This window comes from Actinomadura sp. RB99, assembly GCF_014706005.1.
In the GTDB taxonomy this organism is placed as follows: domain Bacteria; phylum Actinomycetota; class Actinomycetes; order Streptosporangiales; family Streptosporangiaceae; genus Spirillospora.
Genome location: NZ_JABMCA010000082.1, coordinates 21472 through 41456 on the forward strand (window position 1 = coordinate 21472; position 19985 = coordinate 41456).

General features: G+C 74.2%; 19 protein-coding genes and 1 pseudogene. 13 read left to right on the forward strand and 7 right to left on the reverse strand.

The window, feature by feature from the left end:
* Positions 1-211: 211 nt before the first annotated feature.
* Positions 212-1123 (forward strand): LysR substrate-binding domain-containing protein, encoded by a 912-nt coding sequence (locus amrb99_RS42145; RefSeq protein ID WP_190867208.1) that lies wholly within the window; start codon positions 212-214, stop codon positions 1121-1123.
* On the opposite strand, the gene amrb99_RS42150 is transcribed toward amrb99_RS42145, so the two are convergent.
* On the reverse strand, positions 1120-1875 hold the full coding sequence (locus tag amrb99_RS42150; RefSeq protein WP_190867210.1) for an SDR family oxidoreductase: 756 nt from the start codon (positions 1873-1875) through the stop codon (positions 1120-1122). The genes amrb99_RS42145 and amrb99_RS42150 overlap by 4 nt on opposite strands.
* A gap of 588 nt (positions 1876-2463) precedes the next feature.
* Here amrb99_RS42150 and amrb99_RS42155 point away from each other — a divergent pair.
* The 5 genes from amrb99_RS42155 (at position 2464) to amrb99_RS42175 (ending at position 8360) form a co-directional block, all read left to right on the forward strand.
* Complete coding sequence (locus amrb99_RS42155; RefSeq protein WP_190867212.1) at positions 2464-3696, forward strand: DegT/DnrJ/EryC1/StrS family aminotransferase; 1233 nt, start codon at positions 2464-2466, stop codon at positions 3694-3696.
* A 73-nt stretch (positions 3697-3769) separates the two neighbouring features.
* Complete coding sequence (locus tag amrb99_RS42160) at positions 3770-4774, forward strand: NAD-dependent epimerase/dehydratase family protein (protein ID WP_190867214.1); 1005 nt, start codon at positions 3770-3772, stop codon at positions 4772-4774.
* A 233-nt stretch (positions 4775-5007) separates the two neighbouring features.
* Entirely contained in the window at positions 5008-6225 is a 1218-nt protein-coding gene (locus amrb99_RS42165) for an MFS transporter (RefSeq protein ID WP_190867217.1), read from the forward strand.
* Positions 6226-6276: 51 nt separating this feature from the next.
* On the forward strand, positions 6277-6867 hold the full coding sequence (locus amrb99_RS42170; RefSeq protein ID WP_190867219.1) for a TIGR00730 family Rossman fold protein: 591 nt from the start codon (positions 6277-6279) through the stop codon (positions 6865-6867).
* A gap of 176 nt (positions 6868-7043) precedes the next feature.
* The gene (locus amrb99_RS42175) at positions 7044-8360 is read left to right on the forward strand and encodes an alkaline phosphatase PhoX (protein ID WP_190867221.1); all 1317 of its coding nucleotides are present in this window, start codon (positions 7044-7046) and stop codon (positions 8358-8360) included.
* A gap of 60 nt (positions 8361-8420) precedes the next feature.
* Here amrb99_RS42175 and amrb99_RS42180 read toward each other — a convergent pair whose 3' ends face one another.
* On the reverse strand, positions 8421-8768 hold the full coding sequence (locus amrb99_RS42180; protein WP_241756453.1) for a hypothetical protein: 348 nt from the start codon (positions 8766-8768) through the stop codon (positions 8421-8423).
* 54 nt (positions 8769-8822) lie between these two features.
* Between amrb99_RS42180 and amrb99_RS42185 the strand changes: the two genes are divergently transcribed.
* The 3 genes from amrb99_RS42185 to amrb99_RS42195 are packed head-to-tail and all read left to right on the forward strand — an operon-like array spanning position 8823 to position 10352.
* The gene (locus tag amrb99_RS42185; RefSeq protein ID WP_190867223.1) at positions 8823-9290 is read left to right on the forward strand and encodes a hypothetical protein; all 468 of its coding nucleotides are present in this window, start codon (positions 8823-8825) and stop codon (positions 9288-9290) included.
* Positions 9275-9721, forward strand: a complete 447-nt coding sequence (locus amrb99_RS42190; protein WP_190867225.1) for an SRPBCC family protein — start codon at positions 9275-9277, stop codon at positions 9719-9721. The genes amrb99_RS42185 and amrb99_RS42190 overlap by 16 nt, the downstream gene beginning before the upstream one ends.
* Positions 9722-9776: 55 nt before the next feature.
* The gene (locus amrb99_RS42195; RefSeq protein WP_190867227.1) at positions 9777-10352 is read left to right on the forward strand and encodes a DNA-3-methyladenine glycosylase I; all 576 of its coding nucleotides are present in this window, start codon (positions 9777-9779) and stop codon (positions 10350-10352) included.
* Between the two features lie 3 nt (positions 10353-10355).
* Here amrb99_RS42195 and amrb99_RS42200 read toward each other — a convergent pair whose 3' ends face one another.
* The 3 genes from amrb99_RS42200 to amrb99_RS42210 form a co-directional block, all read right to left on the reverse strand.
* Complete coding sequence (locus amrb99_RS42200) at positions 10356-12935, reverse strand: FtsX-like permease family protein (protein WP_190867229.1); 2580 nt, start codon at positions 12933-12935, stop codon at positions 10356-10358.
* Positions 12936-12940: 5 nt separating this feature from the next.
* The gene (locus tag amrb99_RS42205) at positions 12941-13705 is read right to left on the reverse strand and encodes an ABC transporter ATP-binding protein (protein WP_190867230.1); all 765 of its coding nucleotides are present in this window, start codon (positions 13703-13705) and stop codon (positions 12941-12943) included.
* 95 nt (positions 13706-13800) lie between these two features.
* Positions 13801-14586, reverse strand: coding sequence for an enoyl-CoA hydratase-related protein (locus amrb99_RS42210; protein ID WP_190867231.1), 786 nt, complete (start codon positions 14584-14586; stop codon positions 13801-13803).
* A gap of 355 nt (positions 14587-14941) precedes the next feature.
* Between amrb99_RS42210 and amrb99_RS42215 the strand changes: the two genes are divergently transcribed.
* Positions 14942-15109, forward strand: a complete 168-nt coding sequence (locus amrb99_RS42215) for a DUF3117 domain-containing protein (protein WP_083946426.1) — start codon at positions 14942-14944, stop codon at positions 15107-15109.
* A 114-nt stretch (positions 15110-15223) separates the two neighbouring features.
* Positions 15224-16684 carry a leucyl aminopeptidase gene (locus amrb99_RS42220; protein WP_190867232.1) on the forward strand — a complete coding sequence of 487 codons (1461 nt, stop codon included), beginning with the start codon at positions 15224-15226 and terminating at the stop codon, positions 16682-16684.
* Positions 16685-16726: 42 nt separating this feature from the next.
* Here amrb99_RS42220 and amrb99_RS42225 read toward each other — a convergent pair whose 3' ends face one another.
* Entirely contained in the window at positions 16727-17389 is a 663-nt protein-coding gene (locus amrb99_RS42225) for a hypothetical protein (RefSeq protein WP_194737653.1), read from the reverse strand.
* A 98-nt stretch (positions 17390-17487) separates the two neighbouring features.
* Complete coding sequence (locus tag amrb99_RS42230) at positions 17488-18090, reverse strand: class I SAM-dependent methyltransferase (RefSeq protein ID WP_190867233.1); 603 nt, start codon at positions 18088-18090, stop codon at positions 17488-17490.
* Positions 18091-18343: 253 nt separating this feature from the next.
* On the opposite strand from amrb99_RS42230, the pseudogene sigE reads away from it, so the two are divergent.
* Both sigE and amrb99_RS42240 read left to right on the forward strand, forming a co-directional pair.
* Positions 18344-18943, forward strand: a pseudogene (gene sigE, locus amrb99_RS42235) (RNA polymerase sigma factor SigE); the annotation flags it as partial.
* Positions 18944-19256: 313 nt separating this feature from the next.
* Positions 19257-19859, forward strand: coding sequence for a zf-HC2 domain-containing protein (locus amrb99_RS42240; RefSeq protein ID WP_190867235.1), 603 nt, complete (start codon positions 19257-19259; stop codon positions 19857-19859).
* The last annotated feature ends 126 nt before the right edge of the window (positions 19860-19985 follow it).

A 19985-nucleotide genomic window follows, 5' to 3' on the forward strand; every position in this document is an offset into this window, starting at 1 on the left:
GCAGAAACCGGCCCGATGCGGAACCGGCCCGATGCAGGAACCGGCTCGATGCGGGCACCGGGACGGTGCCCGGCCGGTATCCCCACTCTGCGCGCCGCGAATGTGCCATGTCCAAAGCCTGTTTCGAAACCGGCGATACGTTTCAGGCATAACCACACGTCAAGGGCATGATCGGCCTGAAGTCACCGCCGCTCCCGGATACGCTGGCGGTATGTCCGATTCGCCGCAGCCCCCGGTGGACCTCGACCTGCGGCCGGTGCGGTACTTCACCGCCGTCGCCGACCACCGGCACTTCGGCCGCGCCGCCGAGGCCCTGCACATCACCCAGCCGTCGCTCAGCCGCCAGATCCGGCAGCTCGAACGGCTGCTCGGCGCCCGGCTGTTCGACCGCACGCCACAGGGCACCCGCCTGACCGAGGCCGGGGAGGTCTTCCTGCCGCTCGCCAGGTCGCTGCTGCGCTCGTCCGCCAAGGCGGTCGCGCGCACCCGCGCCGCGGCGCGGCCCGGGCGCGTCACGATCGGGTACACCAGCGGCATCATCGTCACCCCGGCGGTGCGCGAGCTGCGGCGCCTGCACCCCGACGCCGATGTGCGGGTCGTGCACCTCGACTGGAAGGAGCCGCGGCGGGCGCTGCTCGACCACCGCGTGGACGCCCTCGTGACCCGGCTGCCGCTCGCCACCGACCAGCTGCGCGTGACGATCCTCTACGACGAGCCCCGCGCCGTCGTGGTGTCCGCCGACCACCGCCTGGCCGGCCGGGAGTCGGTGACCGCCGACGACATCGCCGACGAGCCGCTGCCCCGGGTCCCCGGCGCCGACCCGGCCTGGAGCGCCTTCTGGCGGCTCGAACCGCGGCCCGGCGGCCGTCCGGCGCCCGACGGGCCCGTCATGGACGACCTGGAGGACAAGTTCGAGCTCGTCGCCGCGGGCCAGGCCGTCGCGATCACCGCCCATGTCCCCGGCCGCGCGCCGCGTCCCGACCTCGTCATGATCCCCCTGGAGGGGGTCGACCCGAGCCATGTCGTGCTGGCGACCCGCGCGGACGACCGCTCGGGCCTGGTGGCCGCCTTCCGCAAGTGCGCCGAGGCCCGCCTGACCGCCCCGCCCGCCACCGGGTCCTAGACGAAGACCATCCCGCCGTTGACGGTCAGGGTCTGGCCGGTGATGAACGCGGCGCGGTCGGAGGCGAGGAACGCGACGGCCTCCCCGATGTCGGCCGGGACGCCGAAGCGGCCGAGCGGGACGCTCGCGGTGTACGCGTCGCGGGCGTCGGGGCCGATGCCGTCGTGCCGGTCGGTCGGGATCCAGCCGGGCGCGACGGTGTTGACGGTGATCCCGTGCGGGCCGAGCTCGCGGGCCCAGCTGCGGGTCAGGCCGGCCTGGGCGGACTTCGCGGCCACGTAGGCGCTGGAGCGGGCCGGGCCGAGCGCGACGACGTCGGACCCGATCTGCACGATGCGGCCGAACCCGCGCTCCCGCATGCCCGGCACGGCCCGGCGGACGAGCAGCAGCGGGCTCTTGACGAAGAATTCGAGTTGATCGAGGACATCGCGCCAGCGCAGTTCCTCGACGGGCAGGTCCGGCTGCGGTCCGGTGGCGTTCAGCACCAGAATGTCGAGACTTCCGAACTCGGCCACGATGTGGTCGTACAATTCCTCCACCGCGGCCTCGTCGGTGATGTCGGCACGGAACAGTTCGGCACGTCCACCGGCCTCGGTTATTCGCGCGCGCAGCGCCTCGGCCGCGGCGTGATCGCGCCGGTAATTGATCGCGACGTGGGCGCCGTCGCGGGCCAGCGCCGCCGAGATCGCGCCGCCGAGTCCGCGTGACGCGCCGGTCACCAGGGCCGTCCGCCGGCCGGATGCGCCGGTCACCAGGGTGCCTCCCGCATCCGTCCCGCCACCTCGCCACCATCCACATGTTGTCGTGATCACGGCTCTGACCGGCACGAACGCGGCCGGAACGGCCGCGCGACGGTCCGGTGCGCGCCGCGGCGGGCGCCGGTGCGCACCGCCGTCGCCGTCACCGTACCCGCGCGCGGTGCGGCCATGCCGCGCGTGGCTCGCCCGGCCTTTTCCCTCTTGCTCCGATCCCGCGCGACATCGGGTGATATTTCCCTTGGACCGTCGAATTCAATATCAAGGCTTTACCTAACGCACTGTTTTGGCGATGCGCGCCGTCGGCGGGTTACCATCTTCTTCCCTGACGTCGATACCGCTCGGGATCTGAGTTCAATTAACATCGGAGCACGGGCCGCACCGATGAGCTTTCCGGTAGGCCGCGCCCCGTCATACCTTCAAACGAGATTTACCTTCGCCGGTCGATGCCGCCGTGTTCCGCGGGTCGCCGGGCTCCGGCGACGCATTGGCGCGGACCGTGCGCGGTCCCGCATGGGAGGCCGCGCGCCGGTCAGACCAATGACGAGCACAGGAATGTCGATCACGGACCAAGGGAGAAGTGCCATGACGTACGTGGTGCCTTACAGCGGCATCTCGAACCGGCTGGGCGACGAGGAGATCAAGGCCGTCGGCGAGGCGCTGCGGCAGGACACGCTGGCCATGGGTCCGCGCGGCAAGGAGTTCGAGCGGCTGCTCGCCGAGCGGCTCGGCTCACCGCACGCCCAGGCGACCAGCTCGTGCACGACCGCCCTGTTCCTCGCCGCCCAGGTGCTCGAACTGCAGCCGGGCGACGAGGTCATCACCACCCCGCAGACGTTCTGGGTGACGACGTGGCCGCTGCAGGCGCGCGGCGTCGTCGTCAAGTTCGCCGACGTCGACCCCGACACCCTCAACATCGACCCGACGACGATCGAGCCGCTCGTCACCGAGAAGACCAGGTCCATCTGGGTCGTGCACTTCGGCGGCCAGGCCGTCGACATGGACCCGGTCATGGAGATCGCCCAGCGGCACGGCCTCACCGTCGTCGAGGACTGCGCGCACGCCGCCGGCGCCACCTACAAGGGCCGCGCCCTCGGGACCATCGGCGACATCGGCTGCTTCAGCTTCCACTCGCTGAAGAACATGACCACCGGCGAGGGCGGCGCGTTCGTCACCCGCCACGACCGCTACGCCGAGATGGCGCGCGCGCTCGGCACCATCCACAACTACGGCGAGATGGTCGAGCGCGACGACCAGCGCATCGGCCCGCACGCGCAGCCCGCCTACTACAAGGACGCGCACGTGCTCCGGTCGTACACCCACGACTACGCCGGCGGCCGCTACCTCGTCGGCAACAACTTCCGGATGAGCGAGCTGTCCGCCGCGCTCGGCGTCGTCCAGCTCGGCAAGCTCGACCGGCTCAACGAGCGGCGCCGGGAGATCGCGCACCGGCTCGACGACGGGCTCAACGGGATCCGGGGCATCGGCGTCCAGTCCGAGAAGCCCTACGCCCACCACGTCTACCACCTCTACACGTGCTTCTACGACCCCGAGGTCGTCGGCGCCCCGAAGGACGACTTCATCCGCCATCTGCAGGAAAAGGAGGGGATCGAGATCGTCATCCGGTACTTCCCGATCCATCTGCTCCCGGAGTTCCGGGCGCTCGGACATCGCTACGGGGAGTGCCCGGTCGCCGAGAAGACCTACTTCGAGCACCAGATCCAGCTGCCCATCTACGACCACCTCACCGACGCGCAGGTGGAGCACATGATCGCCGCGGTGCGCCGCGGCGTCGCCGAACTCGGCGGGGGCCGCTGACCCGGCCCCGCGCGTCCGCAGACCAACCCCCTCGTGCGCCCGGCAGGGTGCACATGACGTCTGGAGCCTCACCATGGGCAAGACACCGAACGGTTCCCGCCCCCAGAGGAAGGTCGTCGCCGTCACCGGCGGCTCCGGCTTCGTCGGGAGCAACCTCGTCGCACGGCTGGTCGACGACGGCAACGAGGTGATCGTCGTCGACCTGGCCCAGCCCGCACCGGAGCTGGGCGCCCTCCCGGGCGTCCAGCACCGGCGCGCGGACCTGCGCGACTACGGCGAGACGCTGCTGGCGCTGCGCGGCGTCGACATCGTCTACCACCTGGCGGGCAACGCCAGCGGCACCCTGTCCGTCCAGAACCCGAGGTTCGACTTCCAGGTCAACGGCCTCGGCACCTGCAACGTCGGCAACGCCTGCGTGGAGAACCAGGTCCGCCGGCTGGTCTACATGTCCTCGGCGATCGTCTACGGCACGCCGCAGACGTTCCCGATGACCGAGGAGCATCCGATCGCGCCGTTCCTGCCGTACGGGGCGTCCAAGCTGTCCGGCGAGCTGACGCTGCGCAGCCTGCACGACGCCCTCGGCCTCCAGGTGATGATCGCCCGCTCGTTCGTCGTGTACGGGCCCGGCGAGGACCCGCGCACCGCCGGCGGGGAGGTGTCGCAGTTCCTGCGCTGGCAGCTGAACGAGCTGCCGATCCCCGTCGTCGGCGACATCGACCGCAAGACCCGCGACTTCGTGCACGTCTCGGACGTCGCCTCGGCGCTGATCACCATCGCCGAGAACGGGGTGCCGGGAGAGGTCTACAACATGGGCAGCGGACGCGAGGTGTCCATGCGGGCCCTCGCCGACGCCGTCGCGGTCGCCACCGGCAAGCCGTCCCGGCTGAAGCCGGACGAGTCGGAGCTGGCCGACAGCTTCCGGCTGGTGGCCGACATCTCCAAGCTGCGCGGCATCGGGTACGAACCGAAGATCACGCTCGCGGCGGGGCTGAAGTCCCTCGCCGAGCACCTCGGCCCGTTCCCCGAGCTGCCCAGCGTGACGGTGGCCTTCAGCCGGGAGCCCGCCGTCCAGGCGTGAGCGCCGCCCCGCAGGCGTCCGCGCCGGAGCCGGCCGGCCCGGAACCGGCCGGACCGGAGCCGGTCGGCCCGGCGTAGGAACGTTCCAAGAAAGTCGCTCCCGATGGCCCGCGCGAGCGTGCCCGGCCCCAGCCGGAACGCCGATCGCGCGGGCCCTCGGTTCGAGCCCGCGCGCCGCCGCGCCCGGCGGCGCCGCGGGCGGAGCACCGCACCCACACCCCAGGGGAGTCGAGCATGCCCAGAAGCAGGACACGAGGCGGGCCCCGCGCGGGCACCGACGACGCCGGAGCCGGCCCCCCGGTCCCGCCGGCCGTCGCCCGCGGCCGCGCCGCCCGCGCCGGCGTCGGCGCGATCTTCTTCTCGAACGGAGCCGCCTTCGCCACCTGGGCCTCGCGGGTGCCCGACGTCCGGGACGCGCTGGACCTCACCCCCGGCGGCCTGTCGGTGGCGCTCACCGGGCTGGCCGCCGGGGCCTTAGCCGGGCTGCCGCTGGCCGGCCTGCTGGTCGCCCGGATCGGCAGCCGGCGCATCCTCGCCGGGGCCGGCATCTACCTCGGCGCGCTCCCGCTCGTCGGGCTGGCGCCGCAACTGCTGTGCCTGACCGGCGCGCTCACCTTCTTCGCCATCACCAACAGCTGCGTGGACGTCGCCATGAACACCCAGGGCGCGCTGGCCGAGCGGCTCAGCGCCCGCCCCCTCATGGGCGGGTTCCACGCGAGGTTCAGCCTCGGCGGCGTCACCGGCGCGGCGGCCGGCGGGCTGGCCGTGCACTCCGGGCTGAGCCCGGAGACGCACTTCATGCTGGCCGCCGTGCTGCTGACCACCCTCTGCCTCGTCGCGACCGCGTTCCTGCCGCCCGACCCGCCGGGGTCGGACAGACCCGGGCTCGCGCTCGTCCGCCCCGGTCGCGGCGTGTGGACGCCCGGCCTCGTCGCCTTCTGCGCCCTGATGGGGGAGGGCACCGTGAACGACTGGGGGTCGATCTACCTGCGCGACGTCGCCGGAGCGCCGACCTGGCTCGCCGCCGCCGGGTTCGCGGTGTTCTCGGCCGGGATGGTGACCGGCCGGCTCGTCGCCGACCGGATCCGCGCCGGCACCGGCTCGCACCGGTACCTGTTCGGCTGCGCGGCCCTCGCCGCGTCCGGCGCCGTCCTCGCCCTCGCCCTCCCGTTCACCTGGACGAGCCTGACCGGGTACGCGCTGATCGGGCTCGGGCTCGCCGCCGTCGTCCCCGTCACCTACAGCCACCTGGCGCGGCGGACGCCCGGATCGCCCGGGCCCGCCATCGCCGCCGCGTCCACCATCGGCTACGTCGGGTTCCTGGCCGGGCCGCCGATCATCGGGGCGCTCAACCACGCCGCCGGGCTGCACGCGGTGATGGTGGTCTTCCTCGTCCTGATGATCATCGTGGTCGCCCTCGCGCCGCGCCTGCGCGACGAGCTCGCCGAGTAGCCGGCTCCGTAGAGTGGGCAGCGCCTCGTCCCCGACCGAAAGGCGTGCGCCATGTCCCTGGCCGTCTGCGTGTTCTGCTCCTCCAGCACCAAGATCGACCGGCGGTACGTCGACCTCGCCGCCGAGGTCGGGGACGAGCTGGCCCGGCGCGGGCACAGCCTGGTGAGCGGCGGCGGCCGGGTGTCCTGCATGGGCGCCGTCGCCCGCGCCGCCCGGGCCGGCGGCGCCCGCACCGTCGGGGTGATCCCCGAGGGGCTGGTCAGCGTCGAGCTCTCCGACGACGACAGCGACGAGCTGATCGTCACGCCCGACATGCGGACCCGCAAGGGCGAGATGGACAGGCGCAGCGACGCCTTCCTGGTGCTGCCCGGCGGCATCGGCACCCTGGAGGAGCTGTTCGAGATCTGGACCGCCCGGACGCTCGGCATGCACGACAAGGCCGTGGTGATCCTCGACCCGACCGGCGTGTACGAGCCGCTCCGCGAGCTGATGAAGGGCCTCACCGAGCGGGGGTTCGCCCGCCCGAAGATCTGGGACGCGATCGGCTGGTCGTCCTCCGTGCCGGAGGCGTTCGACCTGCTGGAACGCTCCCAGCCGAAGATCGGGATGAGCTTCGAGGACTACGCCGAGGCCGAGCTCTGACCCGCCCGCCCGCGCGTCCCCCACGGCAGCGTGGGGGACGCTTTCGGCGCGGCGGACGCCGGAAAAGACCAAGATTGTCCTGGGGGTTTGCCATCCGGCAGGTGATCGTTCACCCCCGGTTCAGCACCGGCCGCGACGCTCCTGCGTGATCCCCTCACGTTGAAGGAGACCGCACCATGTCCGTGACCCGTCGCGGTGTCATGAAGGGCGGCGCCGCCGGCGCGCTGTCCATCGCCCTGGCCGGAAGCCTCGACTCCGTCTTCCAGACCTCCGCGGGCGCCGATACCGGAGAGGCCTACGGCTACGGCCCCCTGATCCCCGACCCCAAGGGCGTCCTCGACCTGCCCAAGGGCTTCTCCTACAAGACCCTGTCGACGGAGGGCGACCCGATCTCCGACGGCGTCGTCGTCCCCGGCCACCACGACGGCACGGCCACCTTCCCGGGCAGCAGGCCCGGCCGGACCCGGCTCGTCCGCAACCACGAGCAGAGCAACAACGGCACCCGCGCCGTCGCGCCCGCCGCCCTCACCTACGACCCGGCGGCCAACGGCGGCACCACCACGCTGGAGGTCGACAAGGACGGCGACCTGCTGTCGCAGTACGTCAGCCTCGCCGGGACGTCCACCAACTGCGCGGGCGGCCGCACCCCCTGGGGCACCTGGCTGACCTGCGAGGAGACCGAGGGCTTCACCGGCCAGACCAAGAGCCACGGCTGGGTCTTCGAGGTCGACCCGCACGGGCGGCGGACCGAGCCCGTCCCGCTGACGGGGCTGGGCCGGTTCGCCCACGAGGCCGTCGCCGTCGACCCCGACACCCTCACCGCGTACCTCACTGAGGACGCGCACGGTCCGTTCGGCCTGTTCTACCGGTTCCGCCCGCGCGCGCACCGCGGCGACTACCACGCCTACTTGCAGGGCGGACGGCTGGAGGCGATGAACGTCCGGGACGTCCCGGACCTGTCGGTCGTCCAGGAGCCCGGCACCAAGCTGCACTGCCGCTGGGTGGCCGTGCCGGACCCGTCGGCGAAGACCGAGTCGACCCGCATGCAGCTCGACGACGTCACCCGCAGCCAGAAGCTGGAAGGCGCCTGGTGGGGCCACGGCAAGGCGTACTTCGTCTGCTCCTACTCCCACAAGGCCGACGGCGGCGCCGCCGAGCACGCCGGCCAGGTCTGGACCTACGACCCGCGCAAGAACGAGATCGAGCTGCAGCTGGTGTTCAAGCCGGGCGGCAGGTTCGACGGCCCGGACAACATCACCGTCTCCCCGTACGGCGGCGGCGTGATGCTGGCCGAGGACGGCGACGGCGACCAGCATCTCGTCGGCACCACCAAGGCCGGCAAGCCGTTCGCGATGGCCCGCAACGCCCTCAACGGCAGCGAGTTCACCGGCGTCACGTTCTCCCCGGACGGCAGGATCCTCTTCGCCAACCGGCAGGAGGGCCCCGGCGTCACCTTCGCGATCACCGGTCCCTGGCACAAGCTCCGCGCCTGAGCCGGCGGGCCCGCGACGGCCTGGGCGAGGCCGCGGCGGATCAGGCGGGGCCGCCGCGGGCTAGGCGAGGCCGCGGCGGGCGACCGCCGGGGGGCGGGTGCCGCGGATCGCGGCGACCATGTCGAGGACCTGGCGCACCCCGTCCGCCTGCGACGGCGGCACCCGGAACACGCTCGCCCCCAGCCACGCGTAGACGGACGCGGCGGCCATCAGCCCGGGATCGGGCTCCGCCGCGTCCGACTCCAGCGCCACCATGACGGCGCCGGACGGCCCTGCCCGCTCGACCAGCTCGCTCACCCGGGCCGCCGGGGGCGCCGTGCCCGCGTCCACGGTCCCGTCCGGCGCCCGCTCCGGCCCCGTCAGGATCAGGCCGTCGCGCGACCCGGCGCGCTCCTCGTGCAACCCCATGCGCCCAAGCGTGGCACGATCAGGGGTGCGGAGTCGTGAGGAGATCGGAGCGAGATGTTGGTCGTGGTCTTCGTGCTGGCGGGCCTGGCCGTGCTGGGCTCCGTCGTCGTCCTCGCGATGGGCCGGGGCGGCGAGCTGACCGAGACCCATCCCGACCATCCGCCGCTGCCGCTCGGCGACGGCCGGTACGTCACGCCCCGGACGGTCCTCTCGCTCCGGCTGCCCCGCGCGTTCTGGGGCTACCAGGCGCCCGTGGCGGACCAGGCGTTCCGCGACCTCGCCCGCGCCCTCGCCGAGCGCGACGCCCGCGTGGCCGACCTGGAGCGGCAGGTCGACGACCTGCGCCGCGGCGCGACGGTGGCGCCCGAGCCGGAGCGGATCGGCGCGCTGCACGGCCTCCAGGACCCGCACTTCCCCGAGCAGGAGGCCCCGCCGATCCGGCTGCGCGAGGACGGCGAGCCGCAGGACGAGGGGGACGACGACCCGGAATCGGGCAAGGACGGGCCATGGGACATTCCGTGAGCGAGGTCGCCGTCCACGCCGAGGCGCTCTCCGACGCACCGCCGAAGCGGGTCTTCGAGGTCCTCACCGACTGGCCGAGGCACGCCGACTGGATGCCGTTCACCCGCGCCGAGGGCGGCCGCGAGGTCGGCGCCGAGCTGAGGGCGTGGACGGGCGTCGGCCCCGTCGGCTTCCTCGACACCATGGTCATCACCGGCTGGCGGGCCGGGCGGCTCGTCGCCGTCCGGCACACCGGGCGGCTCGTGCGCGGGGAGGCCCGGTTCGAGGTGCTCCCGTACGGGAAGGGCAGCCGCGTCGTGTGGGCGGAACGCGTCGACCTGCCGCTCGGTGTCCTCGGACGGGCCGGATGGCTGGTCCTCGGCCCCGTCGTGAAGGCGTTCATGCGCCTCGGGCTGCGGCGGCTCGCCGCGCTGGCGGCCGGCCCGTCCTGACCCGGCCTTCCCCGACCCGGGCCGTTCTGTCGGAGGCATGAGGTAGAACGGGCCGGTGAGCACCGCTATCCGAGGCGAGGACGGGCTGGCCCGCTGCCCGTGGGGGCTGTCGGCCCCCGACTACATCGCCTACCACGACGAGGAGTGGGGTCGTCCCGTCCGCGACGACCAGGGCCTTTACGAGCGGCTGTGCCTGGAGGCGTTCCAGTCGGGGCTGTCCTGGCTGACGATCCTGCGCAAGCGGGAGGGGTTCCGCGCGGCGTTCTGCGGCTTCGATCCCGAGAAGGTCGCCGCGTTCGGGCCGGACGACGTCGCGCGGCTGATGGCCGACGCGTCGATCGTCCGCAACCGCGCGAAGATCGACGCGGCGATCGCGAACGCGCGCGCCGCGCTCGACCTGCCCGGCGGCCTCGCCACCACGGCCTGGCGCTACGCCGACCCCGACGCCCCCGCGTACGCCGACACGTCCGACGTCCCCGCCTCCACCGACGGCTCGAAGGCCCTCGCCAAGGAGCTGAAGAAGCACGGCTTCCGGTTCGTCGGCCCCACCACCGCGTACGCCCTCATGCAGGCGTGCGGCCTCGTCGACGACCACCTGACGGGGTGCCATCGACGAGGCGCGTACACCTGACGGTCACTCGGCCTTGGCGGCCTCCAGGACGGGGATCGCGGAGGCCCGGCGGGCGGGGAGGGCCGAGGTGGCGAGGGTGACGGCGGCGGCGCCGGCGGCGACCAGGACGAACAGCCACCAGGGCGGGTCCGGGGTGAGGAACGAGCTGCCGGTCCCGGCGTGCAGGACGGCGACCGTGCCGACGGCGGCGCCGATGCCGAGGAGGCCGCCGAGCAGGACGACCGTGGCGGCCTCCCAGCGGACGATCGCCCGGATCTGCGTCACCGTCGCGCCGACGGCGCCGAGCAGGCCGAACTCGCGGGTCCGTTCGGCGACGCTCATCGAGACGGTGGTGGCCATCCCGAACAGCGACAGGACCAGCGACATCCCGATGAACCCGTAGATGACGCTCATGCCCTTGGTCATCGAGCCCGCGGCCCGCTCGACGTAGGCGTGCCGGTCCATGACCTCGACGCCGGGCAGGCCCGCGACCGCGCGCGACAGCGCGTCCGCCGACCCGCCGCTGACCAGGATCGCCTGGGCGGCGGCATCGGGGTCGAGGCGGTCCATGGTGGACGGGGCGACGAGCGCGCCGTCGGCGAACAGGTGGGACGGGTCGTGGTAGGCGCCCGCGACGGTGAGCGGGACGCGGCCCCGCGCGCCCGCGACCACGATCCGCTGGCCCTTGTGCAGGCCCTTCGCCTTCATGATCGCGGAGGTGAGCCCGATCCGCCCGTCCGGCAGGGCCGGCAGGTGCCCGCCGAGCCGGAGCACGGACGGCAGCGCGCCCTGGTCCACGCCGGTCACGGCGATGTAGAGGGAGTCGCTGTCGCCGTCGTGGGACTTCGGCTGGGGCGAGACGAGCTTGACCTGGGAGGCGGTGAGGGCGGCGGCGTGCGCGACGCCCGGGACGGCGGCGGCCTTCGCGGCGAGGTCGCGGGGCAGCGGCGCCGGTCCGTCGGCGGTCTTCCCGGTCGCGGCGATGGCGTGGTCGGCCCGCATCACCTGCCGTCCGGCCTCGTCGAAGCGGCCGTTCGCCGACATCACGATCATCGCGGTGGCGCCGACGAGGGCGACGCCGAGCATCAGCGACGAGGCGGCGGACGAGACGCGGCGCGGGCTGCGGGTGATCGTGGCGCGGGCGAGCCGTCCGGCCTCACCGCTGACGGCCATCCCGATCCGCCCGACCAGGCCGCCGAGGGGGCCGACGAAGAACGGCCCGAGCACGGCGAGGGCCGCGACGGTCGTCATGCAGCCCATCAGGATCAGCACCGCGATCCCGACGGTGCGGTCGGGTCCGGGCGGCTCCTCGGCGCGGATCGCCCAGACGGGTCCGAAGAACATCCACGCGCAGGCGAAGACCGCGAAGGCGCCGGCGAGGCGGGGCCAGCGGCGGCCGGTCGTGTCGGCGCTCGCCGCCCTGAGCGCCTGCATAGGGGAGATGCGCGCCGCCTTCCGGGCGGCCCGCCACGCGGCGAGCTGGGTGACGAGGATCCCGACGGCGGCCGGGACGGCGAGGGCGATCCAGCCGTACTGCGCGTCGGCGGCGGTGATGTCGAAGCCGTCCTGCGCGAACAGCCTGGTCAGCAGCTCGGAGACGGCGTAGCCGAGCAGGACGCCGCCGGCCGACGCGACGACGCCGAGGACGAGCGCCTCCAGCCGGATCAGCCGCTTGATCTGCCGCGGGGTGGCGCCGATCGCGCCGAGCAGCGCGAGCCGCCGGGTCCGCTGCCGGACGAGGGTGCCGAAGGTGTTGGACACCACGAACAGGCCGACGAACACCGCGACGGACGACAGCATCCCGATGGCGCCGCCGACGGACGCGCCGGCGCCCTGCAGGTCGGCGGACTGCGCGTGCCGGACGCCGCTCGCCGTCCGGACGGTCGCGGCGGAGCCGAACGCGCGGGTCAGCTCGCCGCGCAGCTTCGCGGGCGGCACGCCGGGGGCGGCCTTCACCCAGGCGGACTGCCAGGTCCCGGCGGGCAGCCCGGCGACCTGCTGGACCGTCGCGGGCGGCGCGAGGAGCAGGTCGCCGCTCGCGACGGCGCTGTGCCCCTGCACGGTGACGATGCCGACGACCTTCATCGTGAGGGCCTGCTTCGGCGTCATGACGGTCATCGTGTCGCCGGTGCCCAGCTTCCCGGCGCGGGCGGCGTGCCGGGTGACGGCGACCTCGCCGCCGGCGGCGGGCGCGCGCCCGGACTCCAGGTGGTACGGGTTGAGCGCGGCCTCGGACGTCCACGGCCGCAGCAGGGTCCGCGCCCCGGCCGGCGGCATGATCGTCTTGTGGCCGGCGCCGCTCGCGGTCACCGGGACGGACGCGTCCCCGGCCACGGCGGCGACGCCGGGCCGTCCCGCGACCCGCGCGAGCGCGACCCGGCCGTCCGGGACCGCGTACGGGTCGTCGGGGTCGACCGAGCCACCCTGGACGAGCACGTCGGCGCGCGCGTACTCGCTCGCGTCGCTGCCGGAGACGGCCTCCTGCGCGCGCAGCGTGAACTGCAGCGAGCCCGCGATCAGGCCGATGGAGAACAGCGCCGCGAGCATCGTGGCGGCCAGCCGCAGCCAGCCCTCGGCGAACGAGCGCCGCGCGATGAGCCACATGGGGATCAGCCGCCCATCCGGCGCATCACGGCGTGCACCTGGTCGATGGTCGGCCCGGCGAGCTCGTGGACGATCATGCCGTCGGCGAGGAACAGCACCCGGTCGGCGTGCGCGGCGGCGGCCGGGTCGTGCGTCACCATGACCACGGTCTGGCCGTAGGAGTCCACCGCCGAGCGCAGGAACCCCAGCACCTCGGCGCCGGAGCGCGAGTCGAGGTTGCCCGTCGGCTCGTCGGCGAACAGCACCTCCGGCCGGGTCAGCAGCGCCCGCGCGACCGCGACGCGCTGCTGCTGCCCGCCGGACAGCTCGCTCGGCCGGTGCCCGAGGCGCTCGCGCAGGCCCAGCGCGTCCACGACCGTGTCGAACCACCGCCGGTCCGTGCGGCGGTTCCCGAGCCGCCCGGTCAGCCGGATGTTCTCCTCCGCCGTCAGCATCGGCAGCAGGTTGAACGACTGGAACACGAACCCGAGCCGGTCGCGGCGCAGCTTGGTCAGCCGCGTGCGGGACAGCCCGGTGATCTCCACGCCGCCGATCAGCACCGAGCCGGACGTCACCGTGTCCAGCCCCGCCAGGCAGTGCAGGAAGGTCGACTTGCCGGAGCCGGACGGCCCCATGATCGCGGTGAACTGCCCGCGCGCGAACGAGGCCGAGACGCCGCGCAGTGCGGTCACCGCGCCGTCGCCCGTCCCGTACGACTTGACCAGGCCGGACGCGACGGCGACGTGATCGCGGACCTGCCCCGCGGGCGGTGCGGCGGATGCTTGTGTCATGCCCTCAAGCCAACCGCCGCGGGCCTTCCGGCACATTGGCGCGCGCTCCAGAAACGGGGGTGGGGCTGTCCCCACCCCGCGCGCGCGTGGAGCCCCTAACGGCCCTCGAAGGCGGGCTTCTGCTTCTTCAGGAACGCCTCGGTCGCGTTCTGGTGGTCGGACGTCGCCGCGCACTCGTCCTGCAGCACGGCCTCGCGCTCCAGCGCGGATGCCAGGTCGTGCGTCGCCGCGTGGTCGAGCGCCTGCTTCACCGCCGCGTACGCCACGGTCGGGCCCGCCGCGAGGCGCCGCGCCAGCTCCACCGAGGCGGGAGCCAGCTCGTCCGCCGGGACGACCCGGTTGACCAGGCCGAGCTCCAGCGCCTCGGGCGCCTTCAGCGGGTCGCCGAGCAGCAGCAGCTCCGCCGCCTTCGACCGGCCGACCAGCCGCTGCAACGTCCACGACATGCCGCTGTCGGGCGCCAGGCCGATGCCGGTGAAGGCCGTCGCGAACCGCGCCGTGTCCGCGGCCACCGCGAGGTCGCAGGCGAACGCCAGCGCCGCGCCCGCGCCCGCCGCCACCCCGTTCACCGCCGCGACGACCGGCTTCGCCATCCCCGCGATCGCCAGCACGATCGGGTTGTAGTGCTTGGTCACGGTGCCGTCGAGCCCCCTGCCGGCCGCCAGGTTGTCGGCGTGCTCGCGCAGGTCCTGACCGGCGCAGAAGGCCCGTCCCGCGCCGGTGAGGATGACCGCGCGGGCCGACGCGTCCGCCGAGGCGCGCCGGACCGTCTCCAGCAGCGCGCCCTTCATCTCCGCCGTCAGCGAGTTCATCGCGTCCGGACGGTTCAGTGTGATAGTTCCCACACCGTCGGTCACGTCGTACAGCACGGTCTCGGACATGCGGCACCCTCCCGGTCCTCGGTAGATCTTCCCCGGCAACCATCGACGAACCGGGGCGCGGCGGGCAAGTGCCGTTCCGTTCCCGTGCACCCGGCGTGACCGTCCGGTGGGCTTCGGGCCGCTTCTTCCGCCTCGCTCCCGGTGACCGGGGCGATGCCGGTAGATCAGCGCCGGAGTGCCCCGTACGCCTGCAGTCTTCCGATCTGGAGGCTGATCGTTACCACTTCGCGCCCAGGAGACGAGATAATGGACCACTACTGATGACGCGGATGCGACAGGCGGCCACGCGGCCAACGGTGCCCGGAGGCTCCAAACGGCCCCAAGCGGGGCCTTTAGGCAGGAAGGGGATGCACGCATGGCGGCGATGAAGCCGCGGACGGGAGACGGTCCGCTCGAAGTGACCAAGGAGGGGCGCGGAATCGTCATGCGGGTCCCGCTCGAAGGCGGCGGCCGCCTTGTGGTCGAGCTCTCCGCCGACGAGGCCAAGGAGCTCGGCGAGGCCCTCAAGGGCGTCGTGGGCTGACGGCTCCGCCGTTCCCGGCTCTCCGGCGAAGGTCCCGGCGTGCTCGCCGGGACCATCGCCGTTCCCGTACACCGCACATCCGGTAAAAGCTCAGCCCAGGGGGGATCCGTCGCCATGCCCATCGAGACCCGCATCCACGGCGCCGGCGGCACCGTGACCGGCACCGCGGTCGACCTCGAGGCGGAGGCGGTGGCGGTCCCCGTCCGCTCCGGCCCGGTCGCCCCGGACGCCGAGGTCGCGAAGTCCCTGCCGTTCACCCTGGACGAGCTGCTGGCGCTGCACGGCGCCAAGGGCGAGGCGGGCGAGATCGTCGCCGCCCCCGTCCAGGTCGGCGGCAAGGTCCGCGAGCTGCTGCTGTACGGGGTGGGCGAGGCGGCCCCCGCGGAGCTGCGCAAGGCCGGCGCGGCCCTCGCGCGCCGCGGCCGCGGCCGCACGGCCCTCGTCGCGGGGGTCCCCTCCGGCGACCTCGCCGCCTTCGTCGAGGGCGCCCTGCTCGCCTCCTACGAGTTCCGGATCGGCGCCGCCGCGCCCAAGGGCCCGCTCGGCACCCTCGCCGTGCTGACCGAGGCCGGCCCCGACGCGGACGCGCCCGCGATCGAGCGCGGCACCGCGCGGGCCCGCGCCACCGCCCTCGCCCGCGACCTCACCAACACCCCGTCCGGCGAGAAGGACCCGTCCTGGCTCGCCGCCCGCGCCGAGGAGGTCGCCCGCGAGGCGGGCCTCACCGTCCGGGTCCGGGACGAGAAGGAGCTGGTCGAGGGCGGGTTCGGCGGCCTGCTGGCGGTGGGCTCCGGCTCCGTCCGCCCGCCGCGCCTGATCGAGCTGTCCTACACCCCCGACGGGACGCCCGACCGGCACGTCGTGCTCGTCGGCAAGGGGATCACGTTCGACAGCGGCGGCCTGTCGCTCAAGCCGAACGACGGCATGAAGACCATGAAGACCGACATGGCGGGCGGCGGCGTGGTCATCGCCGTGATGAGCGCGCTGCGCGGCCTCGGCGTCCGCGCCCGCGTCACCGGCCTGGTCGCCGCCGCGGAGAACATGCCGTCCGGCGGCTCCATGCGGCCCGGCGACGTCATCGCCCACTACGGCGGCAAGACCTCCGAGGTGCTGAACACCGACGCCGAGGGACGGCTCGTCCTCGCCGACGCCCTCGCCTACGCCGACGCCGAGCTCGACCCCGACGCGGTCGTGGACGTCGCGACCCTCACCGGCGCCGCCAAGGTCGCGCTGGGACTGCGGCACGGCGCGCTGTTCAGCAACGACGACGCCCTCGCCGAGGCCCTGACGGCGGCCGGGGCCGCGGCGGGCGAGCCGCTGTGGCGGCTGCCGCTCGTCGACGACTACCGCGAGGCGATCGAGTCGGACGTCGCCGACGTCAGCAACATGGGCCGCGGCGGCTTCAACGGCGGCGCGATCGCGGCGGCGCTGTTCCTGCGCGAGTTCGTCGGCGACCGCACCTGGGCCCACCTGGACATCGCCGGCCCCGGCCGCGCCACCTCCGACGACGCCGAGATCACCCGCGGCGCCACCGGCTACGGCACCCGCCTCCTCCTCGACTGGCTCACCGCCTGACCCGAGCCGGCGGGCGGCGCGGCGCCGTCCCGGGGCCGCGCGTCAGCGGGTGCGGCGGTCGATGACGGGCACGCGGCGGCGCCGCCGGGCCTCCTTGACGATCTTGGGGAGGGCCGCGTCCCAGCCGGGACCGACCGCGAAGCACCACGGCACCGCCGCCGCCGTCGCCGGGACGTCCCGCATCGTCAGCGCCACCAGGACGGGCCGGTCGGACGTGCGTGCCATCTCCGCCAGCTCCTGCGTCGGCAGGAACACCACGTAGTCCTGCTCGCCGCGGCGCGTGCCGGGGACGCCCCGGCGCAGCGCCGTGATCGCCGCCACCTCGTCCCAGGGCAGGTGCCGCCCGGCCCGGCGCGGCAGCGGCCAGCGCGCCGGCCGCCGCACCCCCGAGGCGTCCAGCTCCAGGACGGGACGGCGCGCGACCAGCCCGCCGAGCGACACGGCCAGGCCCGCGCCGAACAGCAGGAAGCCCGCGACGCCGATGACCATGAACGTGATGCTGCCGACGCCCGCGCCGCGGATCACGCCGCCCGCGACGAACCCGATCGACGCCACGAACAGGATCAGGAACGCGGCGAGCCGCCAGACCGCCCGCCACGTCACGCGGTCGCGGACCGCGAACACCTCGCCGGGCACGTCCCGCCCCGCGTCCGCCGGCCCCTCAGCGGCGTCGGCTTCGTCCGCCTGGCGCTCCACTCCGGTCACCGGTCGCTTCCCTTCTGGGGGGACGACCCCCCAGACCCCCCGGAAAGGCCGACTGACCGGCGACCTCCGTTCCGCTGGCGCTCCACTCCGGTCACCGGTCAGTCGCGCTTCACCGCGCACAGCAGGCCGTCGCCCACCGGGACCAGCAGGGGGACGAGCCGCTCGTCCTCGCGGACCGCCCGGTGCACCTCGCGGATCGCCTCGGTCTCGGGGTCGCGGGCGTCCGGGTCGGCGACGCGGTGCTGCCACAGCGCGTTGTCGAACGCGACGACGCCGCCCGGCCGCAGCAGCCGCAGCGCCGCCGACAGGTACTCCGGGTACTCGTACTTCGCCGCGTCGCAGAAGACCATGTCGTAGGCGCCGTCGGTGAGCCGCGGCAGCACCTCCAGCGCCGGACCGATGATCATCCGGGTGCGGAACGCGGACAGGCCCGCCTCGCGGTAGGCGAGCTTCGCCAGCCGCTGGTGCTCGGGCTCGATGTCGACGCTGGTCAGCACCGCGTCCTTCGGCATCCCCCGCATCAGGTACACGCCGGACACCCCGCAGCCCGAGCCGACCTCCACGACCGTCCGGGCGCCCAGCAGGGACGCCAGGAAGCGCAGCGCGGCGCCGCCCGCCGGGCCGATCGGGGTCGCGCCGATCTCGTGGCCGCGCCGCCGGGCCTCCAGCAGTGGCTCGTCTTCGGGGAGGTAATCCTCCACGTAGGCCAGGGTGGCCTGAATGGCGTCGATGGCTGCCTCCTCGCGGGACCCCCGCCTGGCTCATGCTGGAAAGACCATATCGCTGACCGGGAACCATCCGGAGTTCCAGCGCGTTGCAGCAGACGTAAGCACCCGCCGTCCGGTGGGTGGAACCACGAGCACCGAACCGGTCCAGAACCGCCCCAGCCCAGGCGAGACCGTGCCGTTCCAAGGCGAAGAGTCTTGGCTCACCAGAGAGGAACAGCCCGGCACCATGGGAGTCGCAGCACTGAGTTTTAGAGGCGCTGTGGGGGTCGGCCCCAGGCAGGGGCTGGGAAACGCCGCGCGTGAGAACGCCCCCGAGGCCGAATGGGCGCCGCCGTCATGGGACGAGGTCGTCCGCGAGCACTCCGCGCGCGTGTACCGGCTCGCCTACCGGCTCACCGGCAACCAGCACGACGCGGAGGACCTCACGCAGGAGGTCTTCGTCCGCGTGTTCCGCTCGCTGTCGAACTACACGCCCGGCACGTTCGAGGGCTGGCTGCACCGGATCACCACGAACCTGTTCCTCGACATGGCGCGGCGCCGCCAGCGCATCCGCTTCGAGGGACTCGCCGACGACGCCGCCGAGCGGCTGCAGGGCCGCGAGCCCACGCCCGCTCAGGCGTTCGACGACACCAACTTCGACGCCGACGTGCAGGCGGCGCTGGACGCGCTGGCCCCCGAGTACCGCGCGGCCGTCGTGCTGTGCGACATCGAGGGCCTGTCCTACGAGGAGATCTCCGCCACGCTGGGCGTCAAGCTCGGCACCGTGCGGAGCCGCATCCACCGGGGCCGGGCGCAGTTGCGGGCCGCGCTGGAGCACCGGGCACCGACCCGGCGCCGTCCCGGGACGCGCAACGACTGGCAGGCCACCGAGGCCGTCGCAGAGGCCGCCGCGGTGGGGGAGCGGGCCGATGCGGCGATCTCCGGCACCGGTAGCGTGCGGGCAGCCGACGGCGCCGACCCGAGCACGGCCGGCGACGTCCGGCCGCAGCCGGAGGGCGTGTAGCGACCGCGCGCGTGGCAGCGGGGCCGCGCGCGGAGGAGAACGGAACGAACAGGGGCGTCATGACCAGGCGTAGCAAGGGCATCCATCCGGGGGCCGCCGGGGGGCGCGGGGGGTCGTCCCTGCGTGAGGAGGCCGTGTGAGCTGCCTTGGTGAGCGCCTGACCGCTCTGATCGACGACGAGCTGGACCCCGCCGACCGCGACCGCGCCCTCGCCCACCTGGCCGGCTGCGCCGCCTGCCGGGCCGAGGCCGACGAGCTGCGCCGCGTCAAGGGCCGGCTGCGCGGGCTGAGCGCGATCCCCGCCTCCGACGGCGCCGACGACCTGCCGTCCGGCGACTTCCTGAACCGCCTGCGCTCCATGGGCGCCGACGCCGGCTCCGCTCCGGAGCCGCCCGCGACCACCCAGCCGATGCGTCCCGCGCCGCCCGCCCGGCCGCTGCGATCATCCGTCCGGCCCGCCCGGACGGCGCCGGCCGGCCGGCCCCGCGACACCCGGCCGGGCGCCCGCGCCGCCGGGCTGACCCGGCACCGCCGCCGCTACCTCGTGGTGGGCGCCGCGACCCTGTTCATCGGGCTCGGCACCGCCTCCTACGCGGCGGGCGGCCGCCAGCAGGCCCCGACCGTCACCCCCGCCTTCGACCGGTTCGCCGTCGAGCACGCGCTGACCACCGGCGACGCGCCCGTCACCGACCCGCTGACCGACCCGGCGAACCAGATCAAGACCGCCCCCGGGCCGTGACCGGGACGCCCTCGCCGGCCTGCCACCGCCGGGGACGGCGCCGCACGCTCATCGCCGGCGGCCTCGCCGGCGCGGTGGCCCTCGCCTGGGGGCTGGGCGGGGACCCGGGCGCGGCGCGCCGCGCCC